The following is a 14,573-nucleotide window of genomic DNA, read 5'->3' on the forward strand; positions in this document are numbered from 1 at the left end:
TCAAAGGGTGAATCGCCCTAGCACTATGAAAAAGGGCTGACCTGCGCTGAGCGCGAAGCCGTGAGACTTCGCGCCCATAGATCGCAATATGAGATTTATGGTGCGGTGTAGCTGGTCTTCACCGTCGTGTAGAATTCAACCGCATAGCGTCCTTGCTCGCGAGAACCGTAGCTGGAACCTTTACGGCCACCGAACGGCACATGGTAATCGACACCGGCTGTCGGCAAATTGACCATGACCATACCTGCCTCGGCATTGCGCTTGAAGTGGCTGGCGTGTTTCAGGGACGAAGTAGCGATACCAGCGGAGAGGCCAAAACTGGTGTCATTGGCGGTTGCAAGCGCCTCATCGTAATCCTTGACGCGCAGGACCGTGGCCACCGGACCGAAGATTTCTTCGCGGTTAACCCGCATATCGTTGCTGGTTTCGGTGAAGAGTGCGGGCTGCAGATAAAAGCCCTCAGTCTCCCGGTTCAAACGTTCACCGCCCCAGGCGAGTTTGGCGCCTTCTTTCTGTCCCGCCTCGATGTAGGAAAGATCCTGGTCGAGCTGGCTCTGGTCGACCACAGGGCCGATGTGGGTCGTGGGATCGAGCGCATTGTCGATTTTGAGCCCTTTGAGTTTTTCGATGACCGTGTTGACGAAGCTGTCATGAATGCCCTCGGTGACGATCAGCCGCGAAGAAGCCGTGCAGCGCTGGCCCGTCGAGAAAAAGGCGCCGTTCACGGCAGCATCCGCAGCAACGCCAACGTCGGCGTCGTCAAGTACTACAAAGGGGTTCTTGCCGCCCATTTCCAACTGCACCTTCTTGAGGCTCTCGGCACATTTGGCAGCAACATGTTTACCCGTAGCGACAGAACCTGTGAAGCTAACTCCGTCGATCTGTGGTGACGACAAGATTGCCTCGCCGACCACGGAACCACGACCCATCACCAGATTGAGCACGCCCGCCGGCAGACCGGCACGCACCAGAATGTCGGAGATGGCCCAGGCACAGCCTGGGACCAGATCCGCAGGCTTCAGAACCACGCAATTTCCAAAGGCCAAAGCAGGCGCCAGCTTCCACGCAGGGATCGCAATCGGGAAGTTCCAAGGCGTTATGATGCCGATCACGCCGAGGGGCTCGCGCGTAATTTCAACATCCACGCCGGGACGGATCGACGCGACCTTTTCGCCTGGCGTACGCAGAGCTTCGCCAGCAAAAAACTTGAATATCTGGCCGGCGCGCATGGTCTCGCCGATACCCTCCGCCAGGGTCTTGCCTTCTTCGCGTGACAGCAGTTCGCCAAGTTCCGCCTTACGCGCCATGATTTCGTTGCCGGCGGCTTCCAGGATGTCGGCGCGCTGTTGAGGGGTCGTGGCGGCCCAGGCGGGAAAGGCTGCACGCGCGGCGGCAATGGCTTGTTCGGTCTGCGCCGCAGACGCGCGGGCATAACGTCCTACGACATTGGACAGATCGGAGGGGTTGATGTTGTCGTTCGCATCGCTGCTGTCGACCCAATCGCCAGCGATGTAGTTGGCCTGCATATTCATAACGTCAAAAACTCCTCTCTCCGCGTTCGCGAGAACGCCGTGAAAATCTCAATGGATCATCGCGCCGCAGCACCATTGCCTTTGCAAGGGCAGAACTCACGGCACGCAAAACCATATGACCAAGATAACGTCCGAGTGCGCTGTCAGATGAGCATCCGACAGCGACCGGGCCGGGAATGGCATGTAAGCACGAAAAGAACATACCCGACCGTCTGGTCCCTCGGCAATGCAGAGATCCTACGCGTGTATGACGAAACCCGCAGACCAGAGTGCGTGTCCCGCGCTTTTACCGCCGTCGCCACGCTTGTGTGCGCTTTTCAACGACGCGGGACACCACACCGTAAATCAAAACCACCGTCAGGTTCGTATAAACGATCATCATGGCCATGGCGGCGGCCGGTGCGATATCCCCGGCGTCGTCCATATTCATCACCGCAACGGACGCCAGATTGGTATCAGGCGAATAGAGAAACACCACGGCCGATACCGTCGTCATGGCGTTCATGAAGAGATAAACCGCCATGGAGAAGAGCGCAGGCTGGCAAACCGGCACCGTGACACGCCTGAAAGTGATCCAAAAGGGCACCTTCAGAGACGAAGAAACGGATTCGAATTCACCATCGATCTGCTTCAGCGCTGTCACCGCGGTCAGGTGTGCGACGGTATAAAAATGGGCGACCGTTGAGAGCACCAGAATTGCCAGGGTGGCATAGATGCCGTTGAGCGGATTGGACGGATTGTTGAAAAAGAAGATGTAGGCCAGACCGAGCACCATGCCTGGAACCGCCAGGGGGACCATGGCCATTGCCTGGATGACGACGCGACCAAAGCGCGCGCCCTGCCCTTTTTCGACCAGATAGGCCACAGTGAAGATCATGGTCGTGCCGATCAGGGCGGTAAGAGCCGCCAGCTTCATGGAATTGAACCAGGCACCCCAGCCGCCGCCGTCCATGATCTCAAAATTGTAGTGGGTCAAACCAAGTTCGAGATTATAGGGCCAAAACTTAACCAGGGACGCGTACGCCGCAACGCCTAAAACCAGCAGCAGCATACCGGCCATCACGGTACAGAATACAAGAGCCCCAATATCGCGGCCGCGCGCAGGCTTCGGCTCATAGGGAACCGCCCGTGCGGACAACAACGCCACCTGACGACGCTGTACAAGCCGGTCAACGCCGAAGGCCAAAACCGCCGGAATGAGCAGCATCACGCTGACCACCGCCCCCATCTGGAAATTCTGCTGCCCGATCACCTGCTTGTAGATGTCGGTTGCAAGAACCGAATACTGGCCACCAATAACCTTGGGCACACCGAAATCGGTAATGACCAGCGTGAAGACCACGAAGATTGCGCTGATAACACCATACTTTGCTCCGGGCAGAGTTACGGTGAAGAACGTGCGCAGCCTGGAGGCTCGCAGAGCCTCGGCGGCCTCGTACAACCGCGCATCAGAGAGCGACAAGGCGGTGATCATGATGAGCAGCGCGTGGGGAAAGGTCCAGAAGCTGGAGCCCAGAACGATACCAATAAAACCGTAGATCGGTTCGCCCAGCAGCAAATCGCGCATGAAGCCCTTTTTGCCGAACATATAGATGAAGGAGATTCCCGGCAGTAACGACGGCGCCAGAATCGGCACCAGGGCGACCAGACGAAAGAACCCTTTGAAAGGCATGCAGGTGCGGGTAATCGCATAGGCGTAGGCGAAGGCCAAGCTGATCACAATCACCGTCGCCACGATCGAAACGGTCAGGCTGTTCGAAATCGAGTAGGACAGCGACGGCGTGTCGAAATAGGTCGCATAGTTCGTCAGGCCAACGAAGGCACCATCCTTGTCCTCGAAGGACTTGGAAAGCATCGCGTAAAGAGGGAGGATCACTGCAACGATCAGGAAGATCCCGGCGATGGCGATACCGCCACGCATGACCCATGCTTCCGAATCAAAACGCGCACGTGGGCCAGAGGTGGCGCCGGGTGTCAAAGCAGCATCGGTCATGACACTACACTGCTCCACTTGAGAAGATGCGTACGCGATCAGCCGGCAACTCGACCGTCAGATCCTTCCCTGTTTCCAGGCCCATGCGCCGTACGGCGTTGATCGAGAAATCCGCCAGAAGGTGAGATTCGCCCAGGGCTTCACAGGAAAGCTCCGCCCGGAAGAAGGAGCCCAGGAATTCCATATCCTCGATACGCGCATCAAAGGCATTGCCTGGACTCTCGATGACATCGGGCGCACCTGGCGAACGGGCACCGGCGCCGTGGGGTATGACGTCCTCTGGACGGATCGCAAGGATTGCGGGCGCACCGCTTTGGATCTTGTGATCCTGGCATGCGAGACTCAACGCGCCGAGCTTCACACCGCCGGCACCGTTCACTTCGCAGGGCAACTGGTTCATGGTGCCGATGAAATTGGCGACGAATGGGCTGACCGGTTCGCGGTAAATTTCAAGCGGTGAGCCGACCTGTTCGACAACACCGTGATCCATGACCACGATGCGGTCGGCCATGGTCAACGCCTCTTCCTGATCATGGGTCACCATAATAGTGGTCACACCCAGTCGGCGCTGCAGGCTTTTGATTTCGTGACGCAAGTGTCCCCGCACCTTGGCATCCAAGGCAGACAAGGGTTCATCGAGAAGCAGCAGTCCCGGCGACATGGCCAAGGCGCGTGCGAGAGCCACTCGCTGTTGCTGCCCGCCCGAGAGCTGCGCCGGGTACTTGTCGCCCTGATCAGGCAAACCGACCAAAGCAAGCAGTTCCTCAACCCGATTACTCGTTGCCTCTCGAGCCGAACCCGTGTTGTCGAGGCCGTAAGCGACGTTCTTGTTCACAGTGAGATTGGGAAAAAGCGCATAGGACTGAAACACGATACCGAAGTCGCGCTGGGACGGCGGCAGGTTCGAAATATCGACCTCTGCCTGAGTAATCTGGCCCGCCGATTGAATTTCCAGACCAGCGATGATGCGCAGAAGGGTTGTCTTGCCACAGCCCGAAGGGCCAAGGAAGCAGACGAACTCGCCTTCATTCACATCGAGTGCGATATCCTGCAAAGCCGTAAAGCTGCCAAAGGATTTCGAAACGCCTTGCAGGCGTAGGTACGGCGCCGAAGCGGACATAACGGCCCTCTCGTCAAAAGAGCGGCGCGGCAGACCCATTCAGGCCCGCCGCGCACAGATCAACAGGCCTATTTCGCCTCGGATTTGGAATCGTAACGCTTCTGCCACTCGGCCAGAATGCTCTTGCGGTTCTTGGCGGCAAAGTCGAAGTCGTTATCAATCATCGCATCAACCAGACCTTCGGGGAAGTGCTCGACCGGCTTGGCCACACCAGGATAGGCAACAACGGCATAACCAGCGTTGTACATTTCGTTGGCTTCCTTGGTGACGATGAAGTCCATCAATTTCTGCGCGGCACCCATGGCGTCCGTGCCCTTGACGATGGCCGCGGCTTCCATGTCCCAGCCGACGCCTTCTGAGGGGACGATAATCTCAAGTGGCGCACCGGCGGCTTTGGATTTCGCGCCCCGGAAGGCGAAGGAAACGCCGATTGGAATCTCGCCTGCAGCGGCGAGTTTACAGGGCTTGGAGCCGGAATGGGTATAGCGGGCGATGTTGTCGTGCAGTCCGTCCATGTAGGACCAGCCGCCTTCTTCACCGAACATCTGCAGCCAGGAGGAAACGTCCAGGAAACCGGTACCTGATGACGCCGGATTCGGCATGATCACGTGCCCCTTATAGACCGGTTTGGTGAGGTCCTTCCAGGAGGCAGGCATCGGCAAACCAGCGGCCTCAGCCTCGGGAATGTTGACACAAACCGAAGCAACCCAAGCATCCATACCCACCCAGGACGGCGGGGTCGCTGAGTCGACAAACTTCGCATCCAGGTCCTTAACGCCCTTCGGTGCGTAAGGTTCAAGCATGCCTTCGCCCTTTAGCAGGATGAGACTGGTTCCCGCCAGGCCCCAGACCACATCAGCCTGCGGATTGTCTTTTTCCGCCAGCAGCTTGGCCGTTACGATACCCGTCGAATCGCGAACCCACTTGATCTCGATGTCGGGATGATGAGCATTGAAGGCTGCTGCGTACTTTGCGAGATCTTCCGCCTCGACCGCAGTATAGACGGTTAGCGTTTCGGCCGACGCGGCATTGACCGCAAGCCCGCTTGCAATGGCGAGGGCGGCCACGCCGCTCGCGTATTTAGAGATATCGATTTTCATTTTTAACTTCCCTGTACTATTTACGATTTAGATTTATTTGCTCGTGGAGTTGAGATCCCCATTCTCTCCAGGCGAGTAAACTCGTCCTGTTTCTTATGACTTTGGTTCAGCGATTGTAGAGTTCCCCTCCAATCCCTGGCTGCGCAAGCGTTCGGCTTGCTCCTCGCTCACCAGACGGGAACTTCGCAGCTCTCCTCGGCGACTTAGAATCGGATAGGCCACAGAGGTTAGGTGAGAATTGATACGTTTGAAATCGCGCAGCATGTCGAGATGTAGACTGCTGGTTTCGATACTCTCAACCATGCCCGAACGAAGGCGTTCCAGATGCCATTCCGTGCCTTCGAGCTCCATCTTCCGGAACTGGTCTTTCCGCGCCATCAGCGACCGCGCCTGCTGGGCATCTTGGCTGATGAACACGCTCAGTGACAGGCGGACCGTTTCCATCAGCATGGCATGGACATTTGCCAACTCTGACAAACCCTGATCCGAAAAACTCAGCTTGCCTTTGATTTTTTTTGCCGCAAGTTCCATCAAGTTTTTGTCGATGATGTCACCGACATGTTCCAGATTAGTCGTGAAGGTAATAATCTCGATGCAGCGTCGGCTCTCGTCATCATCCAGTTCGTCCCGGGAGAGACGCATCAAGTAGAGCTTTACCGCCTCGTAGAGCTGGTCGACTTGATCTTCCTGCGCTTCAACATCGGACAGCAGTGCTTTGTCATCTTCCCGAAAGACCCGGATGGTTTTGGCCAGCATGTCTTCGATGATGTCGCCCATTCGCAAGGTTTCCCGCGCCGCCATGCTGAGGGCCAGCGACGGCGTCTCCAACAGATGCTCGTCGAGATGGCGCGGACCGGTATCATTCAGATTGACCGCGGGTTCAGGCAGAACCTTTGTCGTGAGCACCGCAATCGGCCCCACCAAAACAAGCGACAGCACACAAAGCGCCGCGTTAAAGGCGACGTGGAACGCGACGACCTGTTCCGCCGGTCCGGGCACGAGACGCACCAGTTCAGGCTCCAGCCAAGGCAGTGCGATCCAGCAGGCCACAACCCCGAGAAAGCGAAAGAAGAGATTCCCCAACGGTACCCTGCGGGCAGAAATCGGTTCTGCGATCGTCGCACTGATCGCCGGCAAGGCAGCCCCCAAATTGACACCCAGCACGATGGTCATCAGCGCATCGACCGGGAAAGCACCTGCCACGGCAAGGGAGGAGACCAGCAGGACAACAGCAACGCTGGAATAGGCCATCCAGGTCAGAACCAAGCCAACCACGACCGCCAGGAAAGGTTCGTTGGCCATGGCGTTTAAGACTTGGCTGACAATCTCACTGTTGCCGAGCGAGCGTGACGCGGTTCCAATCACATTAAGAGCGACCAGCAGCATCGCAAAGCCGATCAATATACGGCCGATGTGTTTGATTCGAGGGCTGCGCTTCTCACCCGATGCGTGAACGACATAACCCAGAAACGCAAAAACCGGCCAGACAGCCGCAATACCCGAGGCAACGACGACAACGGCAACCGACGATCCCAGATCTGCCCCCAGCATCACAGCCAAGGCCGGCGCGGTTGTCAGCGCGCCGCGCCCCACGAAGGAACAGACGATAAGCGCCGTTGCCGTCGAAGACTGCACGAGAGATGCGACAAGCGCTCCGGCACCAGCGGCGAAAATCCTATTACTGGTCCAGGCAGCGACAACGCTGCGCAGTTCTGTTCCGAACGCGCGAGTCATGCCGGTCCGAATCATCCGCGCACCCCAAAGAAGCAGCGCGACGCCACCCAAAATCGTCAAAAAAACCTCAGTACCACTCAAACCTTTGTCCTTCGTTCGGTCTTGTCTGCTCAGCCTTCTCGGTTACGTTTGTCATCCTGGTCTTGGCCGGGGAGCACAACTTTGCCGGAGGTGCTGCTCAATCGCTTGCAGCGCGTTCGCTGTGTACCCTAGCCCCGAATCCTTAACCCCGCCGAGTGGCGACATCACAATCTGATATTTCGGCACGCCTCAGATGTTCGCCCTGTCGACCGACAAGCCATTCGAACTGGCTGGAATACGGTCCGCTGACCTCTTTGGCCATCAGTTCCGCTGACTGATCAATCTCGTCAACAAAGGTCAGCGACTGCGGGGCATCGTGGCATTCACAATTGTACAGGATTTCAACGCCGGTTTCCCCTGATTTGTAACCCCTACACCTCCTCGCCATATCTTCCGTCAAATTCATCTCTTTTATCCAACTCGAGCCTGATCGTTTTTCGCTGGCCATGTGAGTAACATGAACAAGTGTCTTTAACGTCCTAATCCACCGATAGCTTTACAATGGCGCTGCCGCCACAGTCTCGTCTGCATAGTGACAGGCGACCATGTGTTCGGGGGCCAACTCTCGCCAGGCGGGCGCGTCGACCCGGCAGTTGTCTTTGGCGATCGGACATCTGGTATGAAATCGGCAGCCCGACGGTACGTTGGCCGGCGAGGGAATTTCTCCCTCCAGCTTTTGTGCCCTGCCACGGTCATCGGGATCCAAAGACGGAATCGCGGACAGCAGAGCTTTGGTATAGGGGTGTCGCGGCGTCGAAAAGAGTTCCCGCGACGGCGCCGTCTCGACAATCGAACCCAAATACATCACTGCCACCTGATCGCAAGTATGGGCCACAACACTCAGATCATGACTGATAAACAGAAAGGTGATGTCCATGTCCTCCTGCAACGTGCGCAGGAGATTCAATATATCGGCCTGAATAGAGACGTCCAAGGCGGCAACGCTTTCATCAGCAACGATGAACTTCGGTTGACAAACCAAGGCTCGAGCAATCGAAATACGTTGTCTCTGGCCGCCGGAAAAAGCGTGAGGGAAGCGTCGCAGATGTTCGAGATTCAAGCGGCACTTAGCCGCAATCTCGCGGACGCGTTCATCGGTTTCATCCCGCGATGAGGTCAAACCCATCACTTCGAGAGGCTCAGCGATGATATCGCGCACCGTCATGCGTGGACTGAGCGCTGCGTAGGGATCCTGAAAAATGAGCTGCGCCCGTTTGCGGTAATCCTTCAGTTCTGCTTTTCCGATATTGGCAATGTCAAACTCGGCTTCGCCGTCGTTGTAGCGTACATGACCGCTGGTGATCGGTGCTGCTTTCAAGATGGCCCGACCCAGTGTCGTCTTACCCGAACCACTCTCACCGACGAGCCCGAAAAACGATCCCTTGGGAATATCCAGTGAGACGTCGTCGATCGCCTTTACTACCAGTCGTTCGCCGAGAACCTTATGCCCGAGTCCATAGTGCACGGAGAGATTTCGGATGGAAATGTGAGATGGAGTGCTCATGCCGGCACCTCCGTCTTACCGCGCACCGCCTGATCAACGACAAAGCAGGCAGCGGCATGGCCGTCGGCAAGCGCTGTCACACTCGGGATCGAGGCATCGCAGGTGCCTTCAATAAACTGAGAGCAGCGGGTATGAAACACGCAACCGCTCGGTCGCTCCAACGGGCTCGGAATATCGCCTGGCACAGGCGTTAGAGGTTCGTCGAGCTTTTCCAGCTTGGGGAGCGCATTGAGCAAACCCTGAGTGTAGGGATGCGCAGGCTCTCGGATGACCTGCCGCACAGAGCCTGTCTCTACAAGCTCGCCCAGATACATCACAGCAACCCGGTCCGCCGTTTGTGCAATAACGCCCAAGTCGTGGGTGATAAACAGGATTGCCATGCCGAATTCTTCGACAAGGTCTTTCATAAGGTCGATTACCTGCGCCTGAATGGTCACATCAAGCGCTGTCGTCGGTTCGTCTGCGATGAGAAGCTTCGGCTTCGTCGATAGGGCCATCGCGATCATCGCTCTTTGACGCATACCACCGGAAAACTCGAAGGCGTGCTGATCGAAACGCCGCGCGGCATCTGAAATACCGACCCGGTCCAGCATATCAATGGCATGCTCACGCGCTTCTTTCTTGGTCATGCTGGAATGCAGCATAAGCTGCTCGACCATCTGCTTGCCGACGGTAATGGCCGGAGCAAAGCTTGCCATCGGTTCCTGGAAAATCATCGAAATCGCGCCGCCACGGATCAGGTTGAGCTCCTTGGCCTTTTTGAGCTCCAGGATGTCGATCGTGCCATCGTCCGTCTGCAACGTGATCCTGCTGTCGTCGGTGTAGACGGTGTTCGAGGAATTGAGCTGCATGAGCGCCTTGGCCGTCACCGACTTGCCGGAACCGCTCTCCCCCACCAGCCCAAGGACCTCACCGGGCGCGATGTCGAACGAGATTTTGTCGACCGCGGTAATCAATCCCTCGTCGGTGTGGAACTTGATCGACAGATTTTCAACACTGATCAATGGCTGGGTCATTACTTGTGATCCGAATAGGGGTCGGCGGCGTCCCGAAGGCCGTCACCGACAAAAACAAAGGCCAGGACCAGCGTCATGAAGAAGATGACCGGAATGAAATACCATTGATAATTCAACAGCACGTCCGCATTGGTGACATTTTGCAGCATAACGCCCAAGGAGTTGACCGGGTCCTTCAGACCCAAGCCGATGAAGCTAAGCGCCGTCTCGGACAGGACCATGTAAGGAAAGGAGATCACGAGATCGACGATAATGTAGCTGGTAAAGCTGGGCAAAAGGTGACGCCCAATGATGTGGGCCGGTGAGGCACCACAGAGCTTTGCAGCCAGGACATATTCCTGATTTCGCTCTGTCAGGAGATGAGTACGCACCCTTCGCGCCAGGGTCGGCCAGCCAATAAAACCCAGAATGATTGAGATGAAGAAAAACCGTGCTTCCGCACTCCATTCATCTGGAACAAAGGCCGCGAGCGCCATGAAGAGCGGTATCGCCGGAACCGTTCGAACGGCGTCGGTCAACATCTGAAAGAAACTGTCGATGCGTCCGCCGAAGTAGCCTGATGTGCCGCCGATAATCAGTGCCAAGATGAAGCTGATCAGAACCCCGATGGTTCCAACGGCAAGCGACGTCGAAATGGCGTGAAGGGTTCGTCCGAAAATATCCTTGCCCGAGGAATCCGTGCCAAAAATATGAATCCCGCCTTCTTCGATACCGAACAGATGAGTGTCGAAAGTCACACCGCGGACCCGGTAATCGAGCGCTTTGCCTGGTAGATCGATGTCGAATGCGAAATAAGTGTATTTCCAACCTTCCGGGAAAAACTCGACATAGCGCCTTGCTTCGGTGTCGATTTCGGTCACCCATCGGAAGTTCGTTTTAGCCGAACGACTGCGCTTCAAGCTATGTAGGAAGGGTCGCCAGGAACAGCCGTTATGATCGCAAAACATCGGGATTTGCGGCGCACCGTTCTGATACTCCTTGTCCCGTCCGGCAATAGTCGGGTCATAAGGGGACAGGAAGGGCGCGATAAGGCCGGCAAGAACCATCAGAGCCAGCACGATGCCTGCAATCATCGCCGCCTTGTTTTTCCTGAATCGTGCCCAGATCAGTTGTCCTTGGCTGGCCGTAAAGTATGCTTCCTTACGCTTTTGCTCTGAGAGCGATCCTGATTGAAGGCTTTGATCGGACATTAACCTAACCTCCCATCACGCTGCGGCGGACACGGGGATCGAGAACTGCCAGCAGCATGTCCGTTATGAAATTCAAAAAGACAATCGAGGCTGTCAGTATGAATATGATCGCGCCCGCGAGCTGCTGATCATTCGATCGCGCCAGGGATTCGAGCAGTAGCGCACCCATCTCGGTAAGCGTGAGGATAACCGCGACGATCGGCAACTCGTTAAAGACCCGATTAAGGTCAAAGCCGAGCGAATTGACGATCGGACCAAGAGCATGGCGAGCCGGATACCGCCACAGAAGCCGAGCGCCGGAAACACCGCGCGCTTTGGCGGCGGTCACATAGAGTTTGCCGATTTCGTCCGACATCAGAGCGCGCACGGTCTGCAGAGCAAAGGCAGTTGCCGACCAACCGAGAATAAAGATCGGCAGCCATGCCCGGGACAGAAAGTCGATCACCCGGTCATAAGACCAGGGGGCATCTCTGAATTCTTTGGAAAAAAGTCCGGTCAGGCTGTCGCCGAAGACTACGGTCGAAAACAACATGATCATCAGGGCCAGCAAGAAGTTCGGCATGGCGAGGCCGAGGTAGGACACGAAACGGACAGCATTGTTGGCCGTTGCGCTGGTCGAGGTAGCCGAAATCATGCCGAAAGGAATGGCAATCAAATAGGCAAAAAGAAGGGATGTAAAACAGATGCCTAGTGTCAGGAAAATCTTTTCGCCAAGCAGTCTGTTGATGCTCAGGCGCAGGATACAACTTTCGCCGAAATCGCCCTTAAGAAACACGTTCCCGACCCAGCTGCCCCAACGAACAATGAAGGGACGGTCGAGCCCAAGTCGTTTTTCCTCGGCCGCGATATCTTCGACAGTGATCTGAGAGCCCTGTGTGTTCTTGAAGGCAAGGTAGCGTTCCGCACAGTTCCCGGGGACCAGCTCCATCAGGCTAAAAACGATAAAGGAAACCAGCAGCAATGTGACGATTGCCAGGCCGAAACGGGTCGCTGCAAACTGAGCAAATTGAAACACTAGACTCCCCCCAATAAAGCCGACTCTTATTTTGGCTCAACGACCCCTGCGCAAGAGGAGAATTGCCAAAGAATCAGAAAGCAGCAAAAGGAGGCTGACCCTGATTCGGGCACAGCCTCCTGTATTTGCTCGCTAACCGTTCATCATTATTCGGCCAGGAACCACTGCTGCGGGCGGTATGGGTAAGTCCGGTAATACTCGTAAGAAGCCGTCTTGAAGGGAACGAAATTCTTCAGAGCATTGCGGTGAAAAATCGGATCGACTGCATGCACTGTTCCGATCATCACCAGGTTACCAGTCAGATTCTCAACTAGCCGAGCGCCGATCTCGTTAGATGCATCACTGCCCACCGTTGCGGACTGGAAAGCGTCGATGTCGTCTTTCATGTCGTAGACCCATTTCGGGGGTTCGACACCCGATTTACCTTCCGTATCGATGTACTCGGCCCAGAGCATACCCGTACGGTGATTGAAGTAATCGCCGAATGGCGCAACAAAGCTCTCGTTAAGGCCCAGAACGTAGGCCAACGGCAGGCCCATTTCCCACGCACCGATGTCAAGTTGGTTCGACGACTGAGCCGAGCGGTACTCATCCGGCGTCACTTCTTTCGACGTCGTCTTAACGCCAACATCCGACCAATGCTGTGCGACCAACTCAACAACCTGGCTGGCTACACCCTGCGTGGCGAACTGAATGTTAAGCACCAGCTTGTCACCGTTCGGCAAGTCCCGGAATCCGTCGTTGTCCTTATCGACCAAGCCGATCTCGTCGAGTTTCTTTTTCGCCCCGTCCGGATCGAAAGCAACGAAATGCTGTTCCCACTTGGGATCGACGAAGTCAGGTGACGGTGAGAAACCGGTGTACTGTTTCGGCGTGCCCAACTCAAAGAACGCAACCTCGTTGATCTCGTCACGATTGATCGCCGATGACATCGCTTCGCGGAATTTGAGATCCCCGAAAACCTTGCGCTTTTCCATGTCGTCGGAGGTCAGGTTGAAAGAGAAGACCGGCATGGAAATGGTCGGCTTCAGGTCGATGGTGTAGTCGCCCTTTTCCTGACCGTCCATCAACATCGGTGCGGAAGGCAGTCGCAGCGACTGGGCTTTGTAGTCAACTTCCGCATTAACGAGCTTCAGCAAACGAACTTCGTTTTCGTTGATGTAGACTTCATCTTGCTCATTGATGTAGGGCAGCTGGTTGCCCGCGGTATCCACCATGTGGAAATAAGGATTGGCAACGAGGTGCCGTCCCTCGGTGGTATCGCTGATGGTAATGTGGCTTTCGAGCGTCGGCACGACTGCTTTTGGCATATTGCCGACCTGGTCGGGCTTCGACAGAAGCGGCGACGGTGTGTCGGTCCAGTCGGAATTGCCGAAATACGCTGCAATGACCTCATAACCGTTCTCGAAACCCAACGCCTTGGCTTTTTCGTCAGCATCTGCCGAGATATCCGGATGATACTGGCCGAGGAAGTGTTTCGGCTGAAAGCCCTGCGCATAGGACGTTGCAAAGTGAGCCAGAAGACCCGGCTTGGGGGCCGGCAGATTAAAGCGCACGGTCTGCGGGTCGATCACCTCGACCGTCATGCGCTCTCCCGCAACCAACACATAGTCTTTCGGCTTTTCGATAACCTTTGGATCGAGTGACAGGTTATCGTACCAAAACTTAACATCTTCGGCGGTAAAGGGCGCACCATCGGACCATTTATGCCCTTTGCGCAGATGAAACGTGAGCTGGGTGAAATCGTCGTTCCATTCCCAGTCCTTTGCGACATTCGGCACGATTGTCGTCAAGTCATCCGCGTAACGCACCAGATTCACATGCCGGACAGATAGAAAGTCGGATGTTCCGGCTTCTGTCGCATTGGAGAGTACGTCCAGTGTTCCACCGTATTTGCCCACTTCAGCGTAAGGAACAACCACCAGGGGCTCTTCCGGCAAGCGCTCGGCCAGCGATGGCAGATCCGGATTCCCTTTGATCTTGCCGTTCAGGTCCGCACTTGCAGGATTTCCGGCAAATTCGAGCTCGCAGCTGGCCAAAGATTGAAATTCGGCAAGTTCATACTGCTGCGGATTGGCGCCTGCCTTCACGCCTTTCATGTCTGCGATCGTTACTGCAGGGCAAGCGGCCTCAGCGCTGCCGGAGACAGCGATTGAAGCGGCGCCTGCAAGCCCGCCCGCAAGGGCGACGGCTGCAACACCGTTCACATATTTGGATACGTTGATCTTCATTTTTTACTTCCCTGTCCGTTTGACGATTTGAGTATTTCCGTCGTGGGGGTATGTCCC

Annotated in this window: 11 protein-coding genes; all 11 read right to left on the reverse strand. The window is 56.1% G+C overall.

The window, feature by feature from the left end:
• Nucleotides 1-95: 95 nt before the first annotated feature.
• Nucleotides 96-1,532, reverse strand: a complete 1,437-nt coding sequence (locus tag QMZ18_RS01030) for an aldehyde dehydrogenase family protein (RefSeq protein WP_282604366.1) — start codon at nt 1,530-1,532, stop codon at nt 96-98.
• 286 nt (nt 1,533-1,818) lie between these two features.
• Nucleotides 1,819-3,525 carry a putative 2-aminoethylphosphonate ABC transporter permease subunit gene (locus QMZ18_RS01035; RefSeq protein ID WP_282604367.1) on the reverse strand — a complete coding sequence of 569 codons (1,707 nt, stop codon included), beginning with the start codon at nt 3,523-3,525 and terminating at the stop codon, nt 1,819-1,821.
• Between the two features lie 4 nt (nt 3,526-3,529).
• Nucleotides 3,530-4,645 (reverse strand): putative 2-aminoethylphosphonate ABC transporter ATP-binding protein, encoded by a 1,116-nt coding sequence (locus QMZ18_RS01040; RefSeq protein WP_282604368.1) that lies wholly within the window; start codon nt 4,643-4,645, stop codon nt 3,530-3,532.
• A gap of 68 nt (nt 4,646-4,713) precedes the next feature.
• The gene (locus tag QMZ18_RS01045) at nt 4,714-5,745 is read right to left on the reverse strand and encodes a putative 2-aminoethylphosphonate ABC transporter substrate-binding protein (protein WP_282604369.1); all 1,032 of its coding nucleotides are present in this window, start codon (nt 5,743-5,745) and stop codon (nt 4,714-4,716) included.
• A gap of 93 nt (nt 5,746-5,838) precedes the next feature.
• Entirely contained in the window at nt 5,839-7,560 is a 1,722-nt protein-coding gene (locus tag QMZ18_RS01050; RefSeq protein WP_282604370.1) for a Na/Pi cotransporter family protein, read from the reverse strand.
• 142 nt (nt 7,561-7,702) lie between these two features.
• Nucleotides 7,703-8,008: a hypothetical protein gene (locus QMZ18_RS01055; RefSeq protein ID WP_282604371.1), complete on the reverse strand. Its 306-nt coding sequence runs from the start codon at nt 8,006-8,008 to the stop codon at nt 7,703-7,705.
• Nucleotides 8,009-8,056: 48 nt separating this feature from the next.
• Complete coding sequence (locus tag QMZ18_RS01060; protein ID WP_282604372.1) at nt 8,057-9,064, reverse strand: ABC transporter ATP-binding protein; 1,008 nt, start codon at nt 9,062-9,064, stop codon at nt 8,057-8,059.
• A complete protein-coding gene (locus QMZ18_RS01065) occupies nt 9,061-10,080 on the reverse strand; it encodes an ABC transporter ATP-binding protein (protein ID WP_282604373.1) in 1,020 nt (339 codons plus the stop codon). The genes QMZ18_RS01060 and QMZ18_RS01065 overlap by 4 nt, the downstream gene beginning before the upstream one ends.
• On the reverse strand, nt 10,080-11,270 hold the full coding sequence (locus tag QMZ18_RS01070; RefSeq protein ID WP_282604374.1) for an ABC transporter permease: 1,191 nt from the start codon (nt 11,268-11,270) through the stop codon (nt 10,080-10,082). Before QMZ18_RS01070 ends, QMZ18_RS01065 begins: the two co-directional genes overlap by 1 nt.
• Nucleotides 11,271-11,274: 4 nt before the next feature.
• A complete protein-coding gene (locus QMZ18_RS01075; protein ID WP_282604375.1) occupies nt 11,275-12,285 on the reverse strand; it encodes an ABC transporter permease in 1,011 nt (336 codons plus the stop codon).
• 146 nt (nt 12,286-12,431) lie between these two features.
• The gene (locus tag QMZ18_RS01080; RefSeq protein ID WP_282604376.1) at nt 12,432-14,516 is read right to left on the reverse strand and encodes an ABC transporter substrate-binding protein; all 2,085 of its coding nucleotides are present in this window, start codon (nt 14,514-14,516) and stop codon (nt 12,432-12,434) included.
• Nucleotides 14,517-14,573 lie beyond the last annotated feature (57 nt).

It is taken from the genome of Pelagibius sp. Alg239-R121, assembly GCF_947331435.1.
In the GTDB taxonomy this organism is placed as follows: Bacteria; Pseudomonadota; Alphaproteobacteria; order Kiloniellales; family Kiloniellaceae; genus Denitrobaculum.

Bases quoted from the DNA above. Each gene is read 5' to 3' on its own strand.
- QMZ18_RS01030 (WP_282604366.1), bottom strand. From the start codon at position 1,532: ATGAATATGCAGGCCAACTACATCGCTGGCGATTGGGTCGACAGCAGC.
- QMZ18_RS01035 (WP_282604367.1), bottom strand. From the start codon at position 3,525: ATGACCGATGCTGCTTTGACACCCGGCGCCACCTCTGGCCCACGTGCG.
- QMZ18_RS01040 (WP_282604368.1), bottom strand. From the start codon at position 4,645: ATGTCCGCTTCGGCGCCGTACCTACGCCTGCAAGGCGTTTCGAAATCC.
- QMZ18_RS01045 (WP_282604369.1), bottom strand. From the start codon at position 5,745: ATGAAAATCGATATCTCTAAATACGCGAGCGGCGTGGCCGCCCTCGCC.
- QMZ18_RS01055 (WP_282604371.1), bottom strand. From the start codon at position 8,008: ATGGCCAGCGAAAAACGATCAGGCTCGAGTTGGATAAAAGAGATGAAT.
- QMZ18_RS01060 (WP_282604372.1), bottom strand. From the start codon at position 9,064: ATGAGCACTCCATCTCACATTTCCATCCGAAATCTCTCCGTGCACTAT.
- QMZ18_RS01065 (WP_282604373.1), bottom strand. From the start codon at position 10,080: ATGACCCAGCCATTGATCAGTGTTGAAAATCTGTCGATCAAGTTCCAC.
- QMZ18_RS01070 (WP_282604374.1), bottom strand. From the start codon at position 11,270: ATGTCCGATCAAAGCCTTCAATCAGGATCGCTCTCAGAGCAAAAGCGT.
- QMZ18_RS01080 (WP_282604376.1), bottom strand. From the start codon at position 14,516: ATGAAGATCAACGTATCCAAATATGTGAACGGTGTTGCAGCCGTCGCC.